Source organism: Streptomyces sp. TE5632 (assembly GCF_054061295.1).
The window spans coordinates 1202795-1220888 of record NZ_JBSSEA010000003.1 but is presented as its reverse complement, the minus strand read 5'-3'; the positions used below and the strand labels follow the sequence as shown (position 1 = coordinate 1220888).

Here is an 18094-nt window from a genome sequence, read left to right as displayed (position 1 = left end):
ATGTGAGCCGTGCGGCTCCCCGAGAAGGACGGCCCGGGCGGCGGGATGGTTGCCTGCCGGGGCACCCGCCGCGGTGCCCGCCGTGGAGGCCCGGCGCCCGCCCGGGAGGCGGCCGGGAAGGCAGCCGGGCCCGCAACGGCGGAGTCGGGGTGATCGCCGAGAAGGTGCCCGCTTACGATGAGCCGAAGTCTTTATCCCGCCCACACGCGATAGGTACTGCCGAAGATGAGCTTCCCCAGCGCCGCTGCCCAGTTGGTCACCCTCGCCGCCGAGGGCGGAGCGAACAGCGGTAACCACGAGAGCCTCAACCCCTATTTCGTCGGAGCCTGTGTCCTGGCCTCCCTGCTGGTCCTGCTGTGGATCACCACCCGCTTCAACCGCGACCGCTAGAACCCCCCGGCACGAGCCGCCGGACCGGCCCCGGGCCGTCCGGGGCCGGCCGGAGGGCACACCTGGCCGTCGGGGCCGCCATGTTGGGCCGGTAGGGTCTGCACGCATGGGAGAGCAGGACATGCCTGTCGGTCCGGCGAAGGACACGGGCGGGGAGTCGACCGAGGCAACCACCGAGGTCACCACCGGGTCCGGGGCCGAAGGCACGGCCGCGCGACCGGCGAGCGGCGCCGAGCACCGTCCGGCGCCGCGCCGGGGCGGCAGCACGGTGCAGCCGGGCAAGCGCCGTCTCGGTGTCATGGGTGGCACCTTCGACCCGATCCACCACGGGCACCTGGTGGCGGCCAGCGAGGTCGCCGCGCGGTTCCACCTCGACGAGGTGGTCTTCGTCCCCACCGGGCAGCCGTGGCAGAAGAGCCATCGGGTGGTCTCCGCGGCGGAGGACCGCTATCTGATGACGGTCGTCGCGACCGTCGAGAACCCGCAGTTCTCGGTGAGCCGAATCGACATCGACCGCGGCGGGCCCACCTACACCGTGGACACCCTGCGCGACCTGCGCGCGCTCAACCCCGACACGGACCTGTTCTTCATCACCGGCGCCGACGCCCTCGCCCAGATCCTCACCTGGCGGGACAGCGAGGAACTGTTCTCCCTGGCGCACTTCATCGGCGTCACCAGGCCCGGCCACCATCTGACCGACGCGGGCCTGCCCGAGGGAGGCGTGTCGCTCGTCGAGGTCCCCGCCCTGGCCATTTCATCGACGGACTGCCGTGCGAGAGTCGCCAAGGGGGATCCCGTCTGGTACCTGGTGCCGGACGGGGTCGTGCGCTACATCGCCAAACGCGAGCTGTACCGCGGCGAGTGAGCCGAGAGGGGCACCGGTGAACGACCGATACGAGGCGGGATACGGCGACGGCGGGGACGACCCGTACGGGCTCGTCGGCTACGACGAGTACGGACGGCCCGTCTACCGCCAGGACCAGGCCCAGCAGGCCCCGCGGCAGCCGTACGACCCGTACGGGCAGCAGGGGCACCAGGACCAGTACCAGCAGTACCAGGGCCAGGGCCAGGACCAGTACGGGGACGGCCAGGGGCAGCAGGGCTACGGCTACGACCCGTACGCCACGGGCGGCCCGCAGCAGCCCCGGCCGCCGTACGACCCCTACGGGGCCCAGGACACCGCCGCCCCCGCCGCTCCCGGCACCTACGACTCGTACGACCCCTACGGCACCCCGCAGAGCGGCGGGACGGCACCGCCGTACGACCCCTACGGGGACTCCTACGGGCAGACCGCGCACGACGGCACCGGCCGGCAGTCCCGGATCGCCGAGCAGACCGCGCACACCGCGCAGACCGCGCACATTCCGCACCAGCCCGGCCCCGCCGACGACGAGACCGGCCGGACCGACGACCGGACCGGCCCCGCCGACCTCCCCGCCGACTCCGAGGCACCCGAACAGGACTACCGCACCGAGCAGTTCGCCTTCGTCGAGGAACCGGACGGTGACTCCGAGGACGTCATCGACTGGCTGAAGTTCACCGAGAACCGCACCGAGCGCCGCGAGGAGGCCAAGCGCCGCGCACGCAGCCGGATCGTCGCCCTCGTCGTGGTCTTCGCGCTGGTCGCGGCCGGCGGCGTCGGCTACCTCTGGTACGCCGGGAAACTGCCCGGCACCGGCTCCGACGACGGCACCGGCACCACGACGGCCGCGGGCGCCCAGAAACGGGACGTCATCGTCGTCCACCTGCACGACACCAAGGGCGGCGGCACCGCCACCGCGCTGCTCGTCGACAACACCACCACCAAGCAGGGCACCACCGTCCTGCTGCCCAACTCCCTGGCCCTCGCCGCGGAGGACGGCACCACCACCACGCTCGCCAAGTCGGTCGAGGACGACGGCTCCGGCGGGACCCGGACCGCGCTCGACACGGCCCTCGGCACCGACATCGAGGGCACCTGGCGGCTGGACACGCCCTATCTGCAGAACCTCGTCGACCTGGTCGGCAACATCGACATCGACACCGACGCCGACGTGCCCGACCCGGCCGCCAAGAAGAAGGGCGAGGCACCTCTCGTCAAGAAGGGGAAGAGCCAGACCCTCTCCGGCAAGATGGCCGTCGCCTACGCCACCCACCGCGGCTCCGGCGAGGCGCAGGACGCCCAGCTGGAGCGGTTCGGGCAGGTCATGCAGGGGGTGCTGCGGAAGATGACCTCCGACGCGGGCGCCGCGACGATCACCGTCCAGACCCTGGGGCAGATCATCGAGCCGCCCCTGACCGACAAGGACCTCGGCTCCTTCCTCGCCCGGCTCGCCGACCTCGCCAAGGGCGGCGACCACAGGACCGCGCTGCTGCCCGTGCAGGAGGACGGCACGCTCACCGCCGAGACGAGCGACAGCGTGGTCAAGGAGGTGCTCGGCGGCACGGCGAAGAGCCCCGACAAGGACGCCGCGGTCAGCGTCTCGGTGCGCAACGCCACCGGTGTGGAGGACAACACCGAGAAGGCCCGCGTGGTGCTCCTCAACGGCGGCTTCACCTTCCTGAAGGGCGGCACGGCCACCGCGGAGGCGACCTCCGAGGTCGTCTACGCCGACGCCGCCGACAAGGAGAACGCCAACGAGGTGGCGAAGACCCTGGGACTGCCCACCTCCTCCGTCACCAAGGGCGAGGTCTCCGGGAACGCCAGGATCTCGGTGCTCCTCGGCCAGGACTACGAGCCCGGCAGCTGACCGGGCGGGGACGCCACCGGCGTCCCCGCCCGGGTGCGCCCCCGAAACGCGTGGGGCGTGCCCGGCGGTCCGTGAGACCCTTGGAGGCAACCCGACCTCCGAGCGAAAGCCGTGTAGTGACCGCAACCGACCGTTCCATCGAGCTCGTCACCGCCGCCGCCCAGGCGGCCGCCGACAAGCTCGCGCACGACATCGTCGCCTACGACGTCAGTGACGTGCTGTCCATCACCGACGCCTTCCTGCTGGCCTCCGCGCCCAACGACCGCCAGGTCAAGTCGATCGTCGACGAGATCGAGGAGCGGCTCAGCAAGGAGCTCGGCGCCAAGCCGGTGCGCCGCGAGGGCGACCGCGAGGCCCGCTGGGTCCTGCTCGACTACGTCGACATCGTCGTCCACGTCCAGCACAGCGAGGAGCGGGTCTTCTACGCCCTGGAGCGGCTGTGGAAGGACTGCCCCGAGCTGGAGCTGCCCGCGGACGCCGTGGCGACCCGCGGCAGGGCCGCGGAGCACGCCCGGCAGCTGGAGGCCGAGGAGGCCGCGGAGCCGGGTGGTGAGTGGCGGTGAGCGCCGCCGGTGAGGTGTCCGGGTCCGGTCGCCGGGGCCGCCGCATCATCCTGTGGCGCCACGGCCAGACCTCCTGGAACGTGGAGCGCCGCTTCCAGGGCAGCACCGACGTGGAGCTCACCGAGACCGGCGTCGCCCAGGCCCGCCGGGCCGCGCGCCTCCTCGCGGGCCTCGAACCGGACGCGATCATCGCCTCCGACCTGAAGCGGGCCGCGCACACCGCCGCGGAACTCGCCGCGCTCACCGGTCTGGAGCCGGTTCACGACGAGGCCCTGCGGGAGACCTACGCGGGCGTCTGGCAGGGCCTGACGCACGACGAGATCATCGCCAGGTACGGCGACGAGTACACCGCCTGGAAGCGCGGCGAGCCGGTGCGCAGGGGCGGCGGCGAACTGGAGACCGAGGTCGCCGACCGCGCCGCTCCCGTGGTGCTCCGGCACACCGAGAAGCTCCCGGACGACGGCACGCTCGTGGTGGTCAGCCACGGCGGCACGATCCGCACCACCATCGGCCGGCTGCTCGGGCTGGACCCGCGCAACTGGGAGGGCCTCGGCGGGCTCACCAACTGCTGCTGGTCCGTCCTCGGCGAGGGCGCCCGCGGCTGGCGGCTGCTGGAGCACAACGCCGGCACCCTGCCGGAACCGGTGCTCGGCGACGACGACTGACCGACGGACGACTGACCGGGGGCCGGATTTCACTTTCCGGCAGGTCGCAGGCTAAAGTTCTTCTTGTTCGCCCGCCGAGCGGGAAGAACACTCGGGGCTATAGCTCAGTTGGTAGAGCGCCTGCATGGCATGCAGGAGGTCAGGAGTTCAATTCTCCTTAGCTCCACAGATGGGGTGTCGGATCGAGAGATCCACCGCTTCACCCGACGAAGATCCCGTCCTCGGTACGAGGGCGGGATCTTTCGTTGTTCCTGGTTGAGCAGTCCGGGGCCGGCGGGCGTATACCTCCATGAGGCGCCGATCCGTGTCTTGAACGGTATCCAGGCGTCGCTGACCGCATCGGCCCGGCCGTGGCAGAATCAAACGGCCGGAAGGGGGCGCGGCCCGACGGGAGGGAGTTGTGATGCCTGCGAGCATCCACGGGGAGGTCGACCACCTCCTCGGCGGGGTGTCGACACGACGGACCTCGGCCCGCCACCGTTGCCCTTCACGCGGCTTCGCGCACGTCGTCGGATTTCTTGACGGCCTCGGCGTCCTCGGTGACAACGGCGGTGTCTCCTACGTGTGTACGGCCTGCGGCCACAGCTGGAGCTGAGTGATGGGTGCGCACAGGCGAAGGTGTGACTGGTGCGGCAGCGGGAGGCCGATCGTCCGGGACATGGAACCGGTCAATCCCGACTACCAGTACTGGTGCGAGGAGTGCGCGCGGGCGCTGATCATAAAGGGCGACCCGATCGAGACGTACCGCGAACTCGAGGGCGAACCGATCTACGGCCGGCTCCTGGAGGAGCACTGCACGCTCAAACGCTTCTATTCGTTCGTGACCGCGTGACAATGCGGGTGGAACCGGGCGCACCGGAATCGATTTGGTGTTGGACCCCGATGACCGTGTAAAGTTGGCGTCGCCGCCGGGGAAACCGGGCGGGAGCAGGACCTGGGGCTATAGCTCAGTTGGTAGAGCGCCTGCATGGCATGCAGGAGGTCAGGAGTTCAATTCTCCTTAGCTCCACAGCAGTCGAGGGCGGATCATCCGAAGGGATGGTCCGCCCTCGACGCGTTTGTGGGGACGGTGAACCGTGGGGACGGTGTGCGGCGGCTCGGGGAGGCGCCTGTGCGGGGCACCCCGAGGGGGCCCCGCACAGGTCAGTGTCAGCGGCCCAGTGCGCGCCGGCCGCGCCCCTGGGAGAGGACCGGCAGATTGCGGGAGGGCGCCTTGGACGAAGCCCCCTCCTCGATGCGCAGGGCCAGTGCCGGGCAGCGGCGCACCGCGCGCAGCGCCTTGTCCTCGGCGCGGCGCGGCACCTGGGCCTGAGCGACCGTCGGGAAGCCGTCCGCGCCGAGCTGGAAGACCTCCGGGAGGAGGTCCGCGCACAGCCCGTGGCCCCGGCACAGCGTCCAGTCGACGAAGATCTTCTGGCGGCTGGGGCCGTTCTCCTCGCCGCCGCCGCCCGGGATGCCCGTAGGGGTCTGGCCGCCCTCGAAGAGCGGCAGGACGCCCTCCACGGGCCGCCCGCAGCCGTTGCCCATGATGTGGGCGGTGAGGTCGTCGGTGAACGCCCTGATGGTCGACTCCAGGAACATCGCGGAGCCGTCCGGATGCGAACACGCGCCGCGCCGCTTCACGTTCTTGGCGACCTGCTTGACCGCCTCCAGGGCGGCCGGTCCGCCGCCGTTGAGGATGTCCTCCAGGCCGCGTGCGGCGGCCGGCAGGCCCAGGTAGCACGGGCCGCACTGGTTGGCGCTCTCCTCGGCCAGCCACTTCGCCACCATCAGCGACTCGCCCAGCGGGCAGGTGTTCTGACTGATCGGCAGGATCGCCCCCGCGCCGAGGGCGCCGCCCACCGCGTCCAGGGAGTTGCGGGAGACGATCGCCTCGTTGACGGTCGCCGCGTCGATCCACTTGCCGTGGTAGCCGCCGGTCAGCACCCCCTGCGGCACCGGCGGCGCACCGGCGAGCTGCAGGACGTAGCGCAGCGGTACGCCCGTCGGGACCTCGACCACCATGGGGCGGGCGACCGCCCCGGACACCGTGAGCATGACGGTGCCGGGTTCGTCGTACAGGCCGGTGTTGCCGTAGCGCTCCGGGCCGATGCGGGCGGCGATGGCGAGCTGGGCGAACGTCTCGGCGTTGGACAGCAGGGTGGGCGCACCGCCGACGCCGTTCTTCGAGGCGCTGGTCTTGCGGCCGGGCGGGATCGCCGGACCGCCGTCGATGGAGCGGATCAGTGAGGCCGCGGCGCCCGTGACCATCCGCACCGGGTTGCGCTGCACGCGGGCGCGCAGCACGGACCGGCGCCCGTTGTTGAGGCCGCGTTCGGCCAGCGCGGCCTCCATGGAGCGCTGGGTGGACTCCCGGGTGACCCCCACCACGAGCGTGCGGGCACCCATGGCCTCGGCGCACAGCAGCGCGCCGTCCAGGATGAGATGCGGGGCGCGGTTGATCAGCACCGTGTCCTTGCGGCAGGCCGGTTCGTCCTCGCTGCCGTTGACGACGACGACCGGCCGGACGCCGCGCTTGATCGCTGTTTCGGCGACCGAGCGCAGCTTCTTGTGGAAGGGGAAGCCCGCGCCGCCGCGGCCCCTGAGGTTGATGCGTTCAGCCAGCTGGGCGAGCTGTTCGCCGCCCAGGGGTTCGAGCGGCCCGTGCACCTTGAGGTGCATGGGGAGATCGAGCCGGTCGACAAGGTCGAAGCCCGACGTGAGCTGGGGAAGTCCGACGACGCGGACTTCGGGTACGTCGGGCAGAGCCTCGTTCACCTGACCTCCTTCGAGGATGCCCCGGCCTTCGGGCCGAGGTGGGAGTACTGCCCGCTTGCGGAGGAGATTCGAACCCTTGCGGGGCAAGGCGAGAGCGGCATTTCGCCTCTACGGCGCAATACCGCCCATGTGGTCGGGTGGGGTGCCTGCCGTGCGGTGCGGGAACCGGGCGGGCACACCGTGTCGATCGAGAGCCAGGACGGCACACCCGGGCTTTGCTCGACGAACCGGGCAGGTTCCGTCCCGGCTGGTGTTGAGGGAGCAGGACCTCGCAGGTCGTTGACCTGCGAGGCGTCCTGAGCCAGGAATCCCCCCGCTTCAGCTGGGGGAGGGTTCAATTGAAGCCTCCGGAAGGCGTGTTCCAAGGTTCGGCCGAACCCGGTGCGTCGAAGTCGTACGACGCACCGGGCGATGGATCAGTGGCGGGACCGCTGTTGTACGTGTCACTCGGGTTGTACGTGCCGTAGAGGGGGTTCGACTCACCGGTGTCGCGCACATCACTCGTGCCGTAGCCCGGTGCGGTCGAATTGTCGTAGGTCGGAATGTTGTATCCGGTGTCCTGGAGCGGGTCGTAGGCCGACGGCGGGGCCTCGCCGACCGGTGGCGGGGAGGGGATGGGCCAGTTGCCCGAGGTGCTGGAGGGGCCTTCCACACGTGACACGTCCATGAGGGGTGCGCCCATGGGAGGGGTGTCCACGCGCGGGACGGCCTGCGTGGGCTGCATGTCCAGGGGCAGTTCCATGCGGGCGGTCTGGTCGGCGTAGAAGGGCTGCTGAGGCTGGGGCGGGGCGGGCGGGGGCGAGACCGCGCGGTAGGCGGCCGCGAAGCCGTTCGCGGGATCCGGCGCCGGCGTGACGCGTTCGGCGGCCTCGTAGCGCGGCCGGGCCGCCGGCTCGGGGCGCTCGGAACGGGACCGGGAGGCCCGTCTGCCGCCGCTCTCGTAGCCGGAAAGCGACGCCTCGGCCGACCGGGAGCGGCTCTTCTCCAGGACGTCGCGGCCCGACTGGTCGGTGATGCCGAGCAGGCCGGTGACCTGGTCGGCGACCTTGCGCTTGACCGAGGGCGGGGAGACGCGCAGCACCAGGACGGCCATGACGCCGAGCACGGACAGGCCGTACAGGATCAGGAAGATCGGCTTGGCCGCTCGACCCGCGTAGAGCCCGTGCACCAGCGCGGCGCACCAGGCCGGGTAGGCCAGCATGTGCATGGCGCGCCAGCGTGCCGCGACGGGGGCGGGCGAGGCGAAGCGGTTGCGCAGGATGCCGGTGATGGCCACGAAGATCATCAGCATGCCGGCCAGCGTGCCCAGGCCGACCAGGAAGCTCCGGCCGGCGACCACCTCGTCGTCCGTGAGGAGCAGCCCGAAGGGCAGTACCGCGGCGATCCAGGTGGTGTGGTCCAGGACCAGCTTGATGACTATGTGCACCAGCAGGAAGACGACCGAACCGACCGCGGTGGTGCGGTGCACGGCCTGCGCCAGGATGCGCTCGCGCGGGCCGAGCAGAACCCGGTCCTGGGCGACGAGCCCCCAGATCACCGAGCAGCTCAGGCAGACGAGCGACAGGACGCCCGCGCCGAAGTTGAGGAACTCGAGGAACCAGTCGTCCGCCGTGCTGTCGTCCGGCCTCACGCCCTACCTCCCCATGTCACGACGGAAAGCACGACGGCGAGCGGGTACGACTGACCGGCAGCCGACCGGCCCTGAACGGGCGGTGGGCTGCTGTCTGGACGAGGGTTCATGGGGGAACTCCGAACGTTCGGGAGAAGCGGTCCCGGGCCGCACTCTAAACCTCCTGCGTACCGGGGAGTACAGGTTTGAGTTATTGCGCTGTTATCAAAGGACGATCCGGCCGGAGGGATGCCCCATAGGGGGCGTTACGCGAAGTAATTTTTGACCGGAATTCAGGGGTGCCGGTAGGGCGGGAGCGCTCTCCCCGGGCTCTCTCCGGGTTCTCCGCGGGTTCTCTGCGGGCTCTCCCCGGGCTCTCCATCGGTTTTCGGTGACCCCGTGGGCCCGGAAAGCGCGTCGCGGCGCCCTGCGGGCCTGCGGTACCCTGGCGCCATGCGTGCCGTACGCCTTCTGCTTAGCGAGCCGCGCTGATCAGTCCCGACCACGGTCGTACCAGGTGGTCGGAATCGGCGCGGCGTCCCCTCCTGTGCGAGGGGATTTTTCATTTCCGGAAGTCCGGAAGTCCGGAGGCCCGAAGGCCTGAAATGCCGCAGCCGAAGGCGCAGACGATCGATGGAGCTTTGAGGATCATGAGCGAGACGAACCCCGCGGCCACCGCCCCTGTGTCGGCGGAGGCCGCGCCGCACCGCTACACGGCCGCCCTGGCGGCCGAGATCGAGGCACGCTGGCAGGACTTCTGGGACGCCGAGGGCACCTACGACGCGCCCAACCCGAGCGGTGACCTGGCGGACGACCCGAAGCTGGTCGCCCGGCCCAAGAAGTTCATCATGGACATGTTCCCCTACCCCTCGGGTGCGGGACTGCACGTCGGCCACCCCCTGGGGTACATCGCCACCGACGTCTCCGCCCGGTTCCAGCGCATGACCGGCCACAACGTCCTGCACACCCTGGGCTTCGACGCCTTCGGCCTGCCCGCCGAGCAGTACGCCGTGCAGACCGGCACGCACCCGCGGGTGTCCACCGAGGCCAACATCGAGAACATGAAGTCCCAGCTGCGCCGGCTGGGCCTGGGCCACGACAGGCGCCGGTCGTTCGCCACGATCGACCCGGAGTACTACAAGTGGACCCAGTGGATCTTCCTGCAGATCTTCAACTCCTGGTACGACGACAAGGTCGACCGGGCCCGCCCGATCACCGAGCTGATCGCCGAGTTCGAGTCCGGTGAGCGCCCCGTACCGGGCCACACGCGCGCGTGGAGCGAGCTGGGCGAGGCCGAGCGCGCCGACGTCCTGGGCGAGTTCCGGCTGGCCTACGCCTCCGACGCGCCGGTCAACTGGTGCCCCGGCCTGGGCACCGTACTGGCCAACGAGGAGGTCACCGCCGAAGGCCGCTCCGAGCGCGGCAACTTCCCGGTCTTCAAGGCGAAGCTGCGCCAGTGGAACATGCGCATCACCGCCTACGCCGAGCGGCTGCTGTCGGACCTGGACGCCCTGGACTGGCCCGAGGCCATCAAGCTGCAGCAGCGCAACTGGATCGGCCGTTCCGAGGGCGCCCGCGTCGACTTCCCCATCGACGGCGAGCGGATCACCGTCTTCACCACCCGCCCCGACACCCTGTTCGGCGCCACCTACATGGTGCTGGCGCCCGAGCACCCGCTGGTCGAGAAGTTCACCCCGGCCACCTGGCCCGAGGGCACCCACGACATCTGGACCGGCGGCCACGCCACCCCGGCCGAGGCCGTCGCCGCCTACCGCGCGCAGGCCGCGTCCAAGTCCGACGTGGAGCGGCAGGCCGAGGCCAAGGACAAGACCGGCGTCTTCATCGGCTCCTACGCGACCAACCCGGTCAACGGCGAGCAGGTGCCCGTCTTCATCGCCGACTACGTCCTGATGGGCTACGGCACCGGCGCGATCATGGCCGTACCGGCCGGTGACCAGCGCGACTTCGAGTTCGCGCGCGCCTTCGAACTGCCGATCCACTGCATCGTCGAGCCGACGGACGGCCGCGGCACGGACACCGCCACGTGGGAGGACGCCTTCGCGTCGCACGACGCGAAGATCATCAACTCGTCCAACGACGAGGTGAGCCTGAACGGCCTGGGCGTCGTCGAGGCCAAGGCGCGCATCACCGAGTGGCTGGAGCGCCGGGGCATCGGCGAGGGCACCGTCAACTTCCGGCTGCGCGACTGGCTGTTCAGCCGCCAGCGCTACTGGGGCGAGCCCTTCCCGATCGTCTACGACGAGGACGGCATCGCCCACGCGCTGCCCGAGTCGATGCTGCCGCTGGAACTGCCCGAGGTCGAGGACTACTCCCCGCGCACCTTCGACCCCGACGACGCCGACAGTCGGCCCGAGACGCCGCTGTCGCGCAACGAGGACTGGGTCCACGTCACCCTGGACCTGGGCGACGGCCGCGGTCCGCGCCGGTACCGGCGCGAGACCAACACCATGCCCAACTGGGCCGGTTCCTGCTGGTACGAGCTGCGCTACCTGGACCCGCACAACAGCGAGAAGCTGGTCGACCCGGAGATCGAGCAGTACTGGATGGGCCCGCGCGAGGGCATGCCGCACGGCGGCGTCGACCTGTACGTCGGCGGCGCCGAGCACGCCGTCCTGCACCTGCTGTACGCGCGCTTCTGGTCCAAGGTGCTGCACGACCTGGGGCACGTGTCGTCGGCGGAGCCGTTCCACAAGCTGTACAACCAGGGCATGATCCAGGCCTACGTCTACCGCGACAGCCGCGGCATCGCGGTACCGGCCGCCGAGGTCGAGGAGCGCGAGGGCGCCTACCACTACCAGGGCGAGCGGGTCTCCCGGCTGCTGGGCAAGATGGGCAAGTCCCTGAAGAACGCGGTCACTCCGGACGAGATCTGCGCCGAGTACGGGGCCGACACCCTGCGCCTGTACGAGATGGCGATGGGCCCGCTGGACGTGTCGCGGCCGTGGGACACCCGCGCGGTGGTCGGTCAGTTCCGGCTGCTGCAGCGGCTGTGGCGCAACATCGTCGACGAGAACACCGGCGAGGTGACCGTCGTCGACGCAGGGGACTCCGGCATCGACGAGGACACCCTGCGCGCCCTGCACAAGGCGATCGACGGGGTGCGCCAGGACCTGGAGGGCATGCGCTTCAACACCGCCATCGCCAAGGTCACCGAGCTGAACAACCACCTGACCAAGCAGGGGGGTGCGGTGCCGCGTCCGGTCGCCGAGTCCCTGGTGCTGCTGGTGGCGCCGCTGGCCCCGCACATCGCCGAGGAGCTGTGGCGTGCGCTGGGCCACACCGACTCGGTCGTCCACCAGGACTTCCCGGTCGCCGACCCGGCGTACGTGGTCGACGAGGCCGTCACCTGCGTGGTCCAGGTCAAGGGCAAGGTCAAGGCCCGCCTGGAGGTGTCGCCGTCGATCTCCGAGGAGGAACTGGAGAAGGTGGCGCTGGCCGACGAGAGGGTCGTCGCGGCGCTGGGCGGGGCCGGGATCCGCAAGGTGATCGTGCGGGCACCGAAGCTGGTGAACATCGTTCCGGCGTGACGCTGTGACGCTGTGACGCTGTGACGCTGTGACGTCGTCACGCTGTGCCGCCGTAGCGCTACGGGTCGGCCGGGCTGCCGGATTGCGGAACGGCGGGCTCGGGGTACTCCCCTACGGGCAGGTTCGGGGTTCTTCCGGAACTCCGAGCCTGCCCGTTGCGTTTACCTTTGAAGAGCGGCGCGGTGTGTGTGGCGGCAGGCCCAAGGGTCCGGAGGAGGAGTCTCGTGGAAGCAGTGATCGCAGTGTTGGCCCTGCTCTTCGTGCTCTTCGTCGTGCTCGGCGCGTATGCCACAGTGAAGGTCGTCGGCGCCGCCAAGCGCAGCGCGGACCGTCACATCACCCAGGCCCGCCGCACGGTCGAGGACCACACCCTGAAGGTCAAGTCCTTCGCCCAGTCCGGCCCGGCCGGCGAGATCGCCCAACTCCGGCTCACACTGCGTACGTCCATGCGCGCCACCCAGGACGCGCTGGAGGCCGGCGCCGCCGAGGACCAGTCCCTCAAGGAGTCCCTCGCCCTCTTCGAGCGGCTCAGCGCGCACGGGCACGAACTGGAGGGCGAACTCAGGCGCCTGGAGTCCGAGCCGGACCGCGGCACCCTCGGCAAGCGGCTGCCCGAACTGCGCGAGCGCACCCACCGCATCACACGGTCCGCGGACTCCCTGCGCTGGGCGGCCCGCGACCGCGCCCGCCACTTCGCGGACGACGACCTGGACTCCCTGAGCAGCCAGATCGACATGGAGACCGGAGCCCTGCGGCACTGGACGACCACCGAGCAGCAGTCCGCCCCGGCCTCCGCCACCGCGCCCCCGCCCCGGCCCGCGGCACCGGCCGAGGACGCCCCGGCAGCCGGACCGGCCCGCCCCGCCATCACACCGCCCGGACCGCGCCTCACCTACCCCTGGCAGAAGAAGCCCCGTCCGGAGAGCACCACTTGATCCGGTTGTTCCGATCACCGTGATCCGGACACGGTCCCGTCCGGCGCGCCGGTCCGGGCTGCCGAGGAGGCCGTACGCCAGGTAACCTCCAGCCCATGTCCCGCCATGTCGCCATCGTCACCGATTCAACGGCCTACCTTCCGGCCCGGACGATGGAGCGGCACGGCATCACCGCGGTACCCCTGACCGTGGTCCTGGGGGACCGCGCGCTGGAAGAGGGCACCGAGATCTCCACCCGCTCCCTCGCCGAGGCGCTGCAGAAACGGCGTCCGGTGACGACGTCCCGGCCCGGCCCCGAGGTCTTCGCCGAGACCTACCGCAAGGCCGCCGAGTCCGGCGCCACCGGCATCGTCTCCCTCCACCTCTCCGCCGAACTCTCCGGCACCTACGACGCGGCGGTCGTCGCGGCCCGTGAGGCGCCGGTGCCGGTGCGGGTGGTGGACACCGGCATGATCGCCATGGCGCTCGGATTCTGCGCCCTCGCCGCGGCAGAGGCCGCGGAGGCGGGCGGCACCGTGGACGACGCGGTCACGGCCGCGGAGAAGCGGGCGGCGGGCACCTCCGCGTACTTCTACGTCGACACCTTGGACTATCTGCGCCGCGGCGGACGCATCGGGGCCGCGCAGGCCCTGCTGGGATCGGCACTCGCCGTGAAACCGCTGCTCCAACTGGCGGGCGGCCGTATCGAACCCCTGGAGAAGGTGCGCACGGCGTCGAAGGCCATCGCCCGCCTGGAGGAGATCGCGGCCGAGCGGGCGGGCGCCGCCGAGGTCGACATCGCCGTCCACCACCTCGCCGCACCGGACCGTGCGTCGGCCCTCGCGGACCGGCTGCGCACGCGGCTGCCCGGTCTGGCCGACCTGCATGTCAGCGAGGTCGGCGCGGTGATCGGCGCGCACACGGGGCCCGGTCTGCTGGCGGTCGTGGTCTCGGCTCGGTGAGGGGGCTGCTGCCGGGCTGGCGCGTCAGGGTGGCGGAGTTGTCCACAACCGGCCGGTAATCCACCGAAATCAAGCAAGATCATCTTGGGTGCGGTGATCTGTCCGATCATGCCGGCATGGCACTTCGATCACGTTCACACACAGCGCCCGCGACCAGCGGGCCGGGCCGTGCACCCGCGTCCGACGGCCGCGCCCGCCACCGCCGGCCGCCCGCCGCCGGGGCGGGGTCCCGCTCCAGCAGCGGATGGGTGCGACACGAGCACCGGTACCGGGACCGTGACGCCTCGGCGGAAGAGCTCAGGCGCCGGGCGGAGGTGCTGTTCGGGGAGCGGGGCGGGGGCGTCAGGGGCATCAGGGGCGCCAGGGTCGTGCCGCGCTGGGCCGTGGGCGGTATGGACCCGGACCCGGTGGCGGATCAGGACCCGCCGGTTTCGGGGGAGCGGCGGCCGGCCGGTCGGACGGTGCTCGCACTGCGGGAGCGGTTGCCGTTGTGGGTGCGGACGCGGTGCGGACTGGAACGGCGGAGCGTGATCGCGTTGTCGGTGGTGCTCGTGGTGGCCGTGGGGTTCGCCGTACAGCACTTCTGGGGCGGGCGGACCCAGCCGGTGCGGGCACCGGAGGTGGTGGGCGCGGCCGTGCCCCACGACGAGAGCCGACCGGCCGCTCCGGCCGGGGCCGGCGAACCCGCCGGCACGGGTACTGCGGGGACGGCGGCCCCCGAGATCGTGGTCGATGTCGGCGGCAAGGTGCGTGACCCGGGCGTCCACCGTCTCCCGGCCGGCTCACGGGTCGCGGACGCGCTGCGGGCGGCGGGTGGAGTACGACCCGGAACCAAGACCGACGGCCTCAACCGGGCCCGCTTCCTCGTGGACGGCGAGCAGGTGATCGTCGGCGGCCCGGCACCGGTGGCAGGCCCGGGGCCCGTGGCGGGCGGTCCGGCCGGAACGGAGGCGGGAGCCGGGCCCACGGCACCGGTGTCCCTCAACACCGCCACCTCGGACCAGCTCGAGACGCTCCCGGGCGTCGGCCCCGTGCTGGCCCGGCACATCATCGAGTACCGCACCCGGAACGGTGGTTTCCGCTCGGTGGACGAACTGCGGGAAGTGAACGGCATCGGCGACCGCCGCTTCGCGGACCTGCGGAATCTCGTACGGCCGTGAGCAGCCGGACGGCGGCGCCCGCCCTCACGGAACCCACCGCCGAGGGGCCCGCCACCCGGCTGTCCGTGCACGCCTCCTCGGGGAAGCGGCTCGGCGCCGCCCACCCGCGGCAGGAGGGACCGGCCGACCTGCGGCTCGTCCCGCCCGCGCTGGCGGCCTGGGCCACGGCGGCGGTGATGCTGCACGCCCCGCCCGCCCGGGTGCTGGGCACCGTGATCGCGTCCTTGGCGTCGGCCGCCGTCCTCCTCGCCCTGCGAAACCGCAGGGCGGGACCGGGACGTGCGCGTCTCTCCGGAGCCGCGGTACTGCTCTGCGTCGCCGCTGCCGCCTGCTCGGCGGGTCTGCACGGTGCGGATCTGCGGCGCGGCCCGGTGCCGGAGCTGGCGCGGGAGTACGCCGCCGTGACGGCCGAGGTCGAGATCACCTCCGACCCCCGCCTGACCCGGCCCAGGGCCGGCGGCAGCCGGCCGGCCCCGACGACGGTGCTCATCGAGGCCGAGGTGCGGCGGGTGGAGCGGGCAGGGCGAGGAGCTGAGGTGGCGACCCGGGCCCCGGTGCTGATGATGGTCGACGCACGGCCGACCGGGGGCGGTGCGCCGGACGGACGAGCACGCCCTGCCGAGGAACGCTCACCGTGGCTCGGACTGCTGCCGTCCACCCGGCTGCGGGTCGAGGCCCGGCTCGCGCCCGCGACGGCGGGCGGTGACCGGTTCGCGACCGTACTGCGGATCAAGGGCCGGGACGGACCGGAGGCGGTGGGGGAGCCGTCGGGGCCGCAGCGGCTGGCGGGGCGGCTGCGGGCCGGACTGCGGACGGCGACCGACGGGCTGTCGACGGACGCGCGGGCCCTGCTGCCGGGGCTGGTCGTCGGCGACACCGCACGCGTCACCCCGGAACTCGAAGAGGCGTTCAGGGAGACCGACCTCACGCACACACTGGCCGTTTCCGGGGCGAACTTCACCATCCTCCTCGCCCTGCTCCTCGGTCCGCCGGGCCTGGCCCAGTACGCCGAGCGCCGTGGTCTCGCCGCGCGCCTCGGCATCCCGCTGCGGACGACCGCGCTGCTCGGCGGGGTGATCTCGCTCGGGTTCGTCGTCGTGTGCCGGCCGGATCCGAGTGTGCTGCGGGCCGCTGCCTGCGGATCCGTCGCGCTGCTCGCACTCGCCACCGGCCGCCGCAGATCGCTGATCCCGGCGCTGGCGACGGCCGTCCTGCTGCTGGTGCTCTACGACCCGTGGCTGGCCCGCACCTACGGCTTCCTGCTCTCCGTGCTGGCCACCGGTGCCCTGCTCACGCTCGCCCCGCGCTGGAGCATCGGCCTGCGACGGCGCGGGGTGCCGCCACGGCTCGCGGAGGCGCTGGCCGCCGCGGGTGCCGCGCAGGCGGTGTGCGCGCCGGTGGTCGTCGTCCTGTCGGAGCGGGTGAGCCTGGTGGCGGTGCCGTGCAATCTCCTCGCGGAGTTCGCGCTCGCGCCGGCCACCGTGCTGGGCTTCCTGGCGCTGGCCACCGCCCTGCCGGCGATACCGCTGGCGAAGGCGCTCGCCTGGTGCGCGAGCTGGCCCGTGGAGTGGATCGCGCAGATCGCCCGGACCGGGGCCGCGCTGCCCGGCGCCGGAGTCGACTGGCCGGGCGGCTGGGCCGGGGCGGCACTGCTCGGGGCGCTCACCCCGGTCGCGCTGCTGGCCGGCCGGAGGCTGCTGGGGCACCCCTGGTGGTGCGCGATCTGCGCGCTGCTCCTGGTGCTCCTGGTGGTGCGGCCGCCGCCGCTGACCCGGGTGGTCACGGGCTGGCCGCCGCCGGGCTGGCGGCTGGTGATGTGCGACGTGGGCCAGGGCGACGCGATGGTGCTGGCCGCGGGCGAGGACACCGGGGTGGTCGTGGACGCCGGCCCGGACCCGGCACTGGCGGACCGCTGCCTGCGCTCCCTCGGCATCACCCGCGTGCCGCTGGTCGTGCTGACCCACTTCCACGCCGACCATGTGGCGGGCCTGCCCGGTGTACTGCGCGGACGCTCGGTGGGCGCGATCGCGACCACGGGGCTGGAGGAGCCCGCCGACCAGGCCCGCTTCGTACGAAGACTCGCGACCGACCGGCACCTGCCGGTGACGCGTGCCGTCGCCGGGGAGCAGCGGCGCACGGGGGACCTGTCCTGGGAGGTGGTGTGGCCCCCGCCGAGCCCCCGACAGCCCGCAGCGCCCACGACCCCGCAGTCCTGGATCCCGCAGCCGGAGGGCCCGAACGACGCCAGCGTGGCCATGCTCGTCCGGACAGGGGGCCTGCGCCTGCTCCTGCTCGGCGACCTGGAACCCCCGGCCCAGCGGGCCCTGGCCAGATCACCCGCGGCGGGGCGCCTGGCCGACGTCGACATCCTGAAGGTCGCCCATCACGGCTCGTCCTATCAGGACCCCGGCCTCCTGCACCGGCTGTCCCCCCGGCTGGCCCTGATCTCCGCAGGCCGCGACAACACCTACGGCCACCCGGCCCCCACCACACTCGACGCCCTCCGCAACACCGGCACCGCGGTCCTGCGAACCGACCGCGACGGCACAATCGCGGTGCTCGGCGACGAGGACGACAAGAACGGCAAGAAGGGCCTGCGCGTGGCCCGACACTGAGAAGCTGACACGTCCCGACGTTGGCTGCCAGCCGTGGGAGTACCTGGACGAACGCACCCCCGTACGTCGGCGGCCGTCCGGCCGCTGACGTGTTCCTCTCCTGGGGCTTTGTTCGCCCGTGCCGGCGGAGTTCCGCAAGACTTCGCCGGGGCGGGACCTTTTTCCTGAGGATCAGGTCCTGT

General features: G+C 72.0%; 14 protein-coding genes and 2 tRNA genes. 14 read left to right on the top strand and 2 right to left on the bottom strand.

All coding sequences use genetic code 11. From position 1 onward, the window contains the following. The first annotated feature begins 225 nt into the window (after nt 1-225). From ACVW19_RS10790 to ACVW19_RS10750, 9 genes are all read left to right on the top strand, one after another. Nucleotides 226-390, top strand: coding sequence for a hypothetical protein (locus tag ACVW19_RS10790; protein ID WP_457458741.1), 165 nt, complete (start codon nt 226-228; stop codon nt 388-390). A gap of 106 nt (nt 391-496) precedes the next feature. Then, nucleotides 497-1255: a nicotinate-nucleotide adenylyltransferase gene (gene nadD, locus ACVW19_RS10785; protein ID WP_457458739.1), complete on the top strand. Its 759-nt coding sequence runs from the start codon at nt 497-499 to the stop codon at nt 1253-1255. Between the two features lie 16 nt (nt 1256-1271). Beyond that, complete coding sequence (locus ACVW19_RS10780) at nt 1272-3119, top strand: LCP family protein (RefSeq protein WP_457458737.1); 1848 nt, start codon at nt 1272-1274, stop codon at nt 3117-3119. 116 nt (nt 3120-3235) lie between these two features. Continuing rightward, the gene (gene rsfS, locus ACVW19_RS10775) at nt 3236-3682 is read left to right on the top strand and encodes a ribosome silencing factor (RefSeq protein ID WP_457458735.1); all 447 of its coding nucleotides are present in this window, start codon (nt 3236-3238) and stop codon (nt 3680-3682) included. Then, nucleotides 3673-4347 carry a histidine phosphatase family protein gene (locus tag ACVW19_RS10770; protein WP_457458734.1) on the top strand — a complete coding sequence of 225 codons (675 nt, stop codon included), beginning with the start codon at nt 3673-3675 and terminating at the stop codon, nt 4345-4347. Before rsfS ends, ACVW19_RS10770 begins: the two co-directional genes overlap by 10 nt. Before the next feature lie 93 nt (nt 4348-4440). Then, nucleotides 4441-4513, top strand: a tRNA-Ala gene (locus tag ACVW19_RS10765). A 237-nt stretch (nt 4514-4750) separates the two neighbouring features. Continuing rightward, nucleotides 4751-4942 carry a hypothetical protein gene (locus ACVW19_RS10760; protein ID WP_457458732.1) on the top strand — a complete coding sequence of 64 codons (192 nt, stop codon included), beginning with the start codon at nt 4751-4753 and terminating at the stop codon, nt 4940-4942. A gap of 3 nt (nt 4943-4945) precedes the next feature. After that, nucleotides 4946-5179 (top strand): hypothetical protein, encoded by a 234-nt coding sequence (locus ACVW19_RS10755; protein WP_457458730.1) that lies wholly within the window; start codon nt 4946-4948, stop codon nt 5177-5179. Nucleotides 5180-5283: 104 nt separating this feature from the next. After that, a tRNA-Ala gene (locus tag ACVW19_RS10750) sits at nt 5284-5356 on the top strand. A gap of 140 nt (nt 5357-5496) precedes the next feature. On the opposite strand, the gene ACVW19_RS10745 is transcribed toward ACVW19_RS10750, so the two are convergent. Together ACVW19_RS10745 and ACVW19_RS10740 are read right to left on the bottom strand one after the other, a co-directional pair. Next, complete coding sequence (locus ACVW19_RS10745) at nt 5497-7104, bottom strand: NADH-ubiquinone oxidoreductase-F iron-sulfur binding region domain-containing protein (RefSeq protein WP_457458729.1); 1608 nt, start codon at nt 7102-7104, stop codon at nt 5497-5499. Between the two features lie 334 nt (nt 7105-7438). Next, the gene (locus ACVW19_RS10740; protein WP_457458727.1) at nt 7439-8734 is read right to left on the bottom strand and encodes a cytochrome b/b6 domain-containing protein; all 1296 of its coding nucleotides are present in this window, start codon (nt 8732-8734) and stop codon (nt 7439-7441) included. Nucleotides 8735-9363: 629 nt separating this feature from the next. Between ACVW19_RS10740 and leuS the strand changes: the two genes are divergently transcribed. The 5 genes from leuS to ACVW19_RS10715 all read left to right on the top strand — a co-directional run bounded on the left by leuS (nt 9364) and on the right by ACVW19_RS10715 (nt 17912). Further along, the gene (gene leuS / locus ACVW19_RS10735; protein ID WP_457458725.1) at nt 9364-12261 is read left to right on the top strand and encodes a leucine--tRNA ligase; all 2898 of its coding nucleotides are present in this window, start codon (nt 9364-9366) and stop codon (nt 12259-12261) included. Nucleotides 12262-12485: 224 nt separating this feature from the next. Next, nucleotides 12486-13196: a hypothetical protein gene (locus ACVW19_RS10730; protein ID WP_457458723.1), complete on the top strand. Its 711-nt coding sequence runs from the start codon at nt 12486-12488 to the stop codon at nt 13194-13196. A 95-nt stretch (nt 13197-13291) separates the two neighbouring features. Then, complete coding sequence (locus tag ACVW19_RS10725) at nt 13292-14137, top strand: DegV family protein (protein ID WP_457458721.1); 846 nt, start codon at nt 13292-13294, stop codon at nt 14135-14137. A 116-nt stretch (nt 14138-14253) separates the two neighbouring features. Next, nucleotides 14254-15297 (top strand): helix-hairpin-helix domain-containing protein, encoded by a 1044-nt coding sequence (locus ACVW19_RS10720; RefSeq protein ID WP_457458719.1) that lies wholly within the window; start codon nt 14254-14256, stop codon nt 15295-15297. A 65-nt stretch (nt 15298-15362) separates the two neighbouring features. Further along, entirely contained in the window at nt 15363-17912 is a 2550-nt protein-coding gene (locus ACVW19_RS10715; RefSeq protein ID WP_457464542.1) for a ComEC/Rec2 family competence protein, read from the top strand. Nucleotides 17913-18094 lie beyond the last annotated feature (182 nt).

What these genes read in the sequence shown, in the direction of transcription:
- ACVW19_RS10790 (WP_457458741.1), top strand. Translation starts at nt 226, where the DNA reads ATGAGCTTCCCCAGCGCCGCTGCCCAGTTGGTCACCCTCGCCGCCGAG.
- nadD (WP_457458739.1), top strand. Translation starts at nt 497, where the DNA reads ATGGGAGAGCAGGACATGCCTGTCGGTCCGGCGAAGGACACGGGCGGG.
- ACVW19_RS10760 (WP_457458732.1), top strand. Translation starts at nt 4,751, where the DNA reads ATGCCTGCGAGCATCCACGGGGAGGTCGACCACCTCCTCGGCGGGGTG.
- ACVW19_RS10755 (WP_457458730.1), top strand. Translation starts at nt 4,946, where the DNA reads ATGGGTGCGCACAGGCGAAGGTGTGACTGGTGCGGCAGCGGGAGGCCG.
- leuS (WP_457458725.1), top strand. Translation starts at nt 9,364, where the DNA reads ATGAGCGAGACGAACCCCGCGGCCACCGCCCCTGTGTCGGCGGAGGCC.
- ACVW19_RS10725 (WP_457458721.1), top strand. Translation starts at nt 13,292, where the DNA reads ATGTCCCGCCATGTCGCCATCGTCACCGATTCAACGGCCTACCTTCCG.
- ACVW19_RS10720 (WP_457458719.1), top strand. Translation starts at nt 14,254, where the DNA reads ATGGCACTTCGATCACGTTCACACACAGCGCCCGCGACCAGCGGGCCG.